Consider the following 1,460-nt stretch of genomic DNA (forward strand, 5'->3'; position numbering starts at 1 on the left):
GAGGACCTGGACGGCTTCATCCAGGCGCTGCAGCAGGTGCTGGACCGCCACGACATCCTGCGCAGCGCCGTGCACTGGGAGCGCCTGGACCATCCGGTGCAGCTGGTCTGGCGCCACGCCCCGATGCCGCTGCAGCGACTGGAGCGCGATCCGCGCTTCGCCAGCGCCAGCGCCCAGCTGCAGGCGCGCCAGGACGCACGGCTGCGTCGCATCGACGTGCGCCAGGCCCCGCTGCTGCGGGCCTTCGAGCTGCAGGAGGACGATGGCAGCTGGCTGCTGATGCTGCTGATCCACCACCTGGTGATGGACCAGCAGACGATCCTGCTGATGCAGCAGGAGGTGCAGGCCTGCCTGCAGGGGCAGCAGCACCGGCTGCCGCCCTCGCTGCCGTTCCGCAACTTCGTGGCCCTGTCGCGTCGGGAGGAGTCGCGCCGCGGCCAGGAGGCGTTCTTCAAGCGCCTGCTGGACGGCGTGGACGAGCCGACCTTGCCCTATGGCTTGAGCGAGGTGCATGGGCGCCAGCAGCAAGGCCGCACGGCCACGAGGCGCCTGGAGACGGGGCTGAGCCAATCGCTGCAGCAGCAGGCACAGGCGCTGGGGATCAACAGCGCGAGCCTGTTCCACCTGGCCTTCGCCCTGGTGATGGGGCGGTTGGCCCAGCGAGACGACCCGGTGTTCGGCACGGTGGTGATGGGACGCATGCAGGCGGGGCAGGATGCGCAGCAGGTGCTAGGGCCCTTCATCAACACGCTGGCCGTGCGCTGGAACGTGGTGACGGGCTCGGTGCGCGAGGCCGCCAAGGGCATGCACGCGCTGCTGCTGGAGCTGATGCGCTACGAGCAGACCCCGCTGTCCACGGCGCAGCGCTGCAGCGGCGTCGTGCCGCCGCTGCCGCTGTTCGGGGGGCTGCTGAACTGCCGCCGCCTGGACCAGGTGGCCGATGCCGGGGAGGAGGCGCCCTCGCAAGGCGTGCAGGCGCTGACCGTCGACAGCATCAGCGAATACCCGCTGACCGTGGATGTGGCGGAGCAGGGCGGAGCGCTGACGCTGGCCGTCACGGTGGATGAGCCGCATGACCCCGAGGACGTCTGCGACCTGATGGCCCAAGCGCTGGCAAGTCTGGAGCAGGCGCTGCGCGAAGGCGGGCAGGGCGCGCTGAGTGCGCTGCCGGTGCTGCCGTCGGCGCAGGAGCAGCGGCTGCACGACTTCGGCCAGCCGGCCCAGGCGCTGAGCGCCGAGCTGGCCCAGCGCTTTGACGAGCAAGGCAGCCTGCACGGGCTCATCCAGGCGCAGGCCCGGCGCAGCCCGCAGGCGCTGGCCCTGGTGGACGAGCAGGGGCAGCTGAGCTATGCCGAGCTGGACGCCCTGACGCAGCGACTGGCGGCCCACATCGCGCCGCATCTTGCGGGTGCGAAGGAAGCGAAGGACGGCCAGCCCCTGGTGCTGCTGTGCCTGCCCCG

Annotated in this window: 1 protein-coding gene; it reads left to right on the top strand. The window is 71.4% G+C overall.

Annotation, left to right across the window (positions count from 1 at the left end; translation table 11 throughout):
• Window positions 1-1,460: condensation domain-containing protein (locus QRD43_RS22650; protein ID WP_285984789.1), on the top strand; the 1,460-nt coding region annotated here is incomplete at both ends.

This window comes from Roseateles subflavus, from assembly GCF_030285365.1.
In the GTDB taxonomy this organism is placed as follows: Bacteria; Pseudomonadota; Gammaproteobacteria; order Burkholderiales; family Burkholderiaceae_C; genus Roseateles_B; species Roseateles_B subflavus.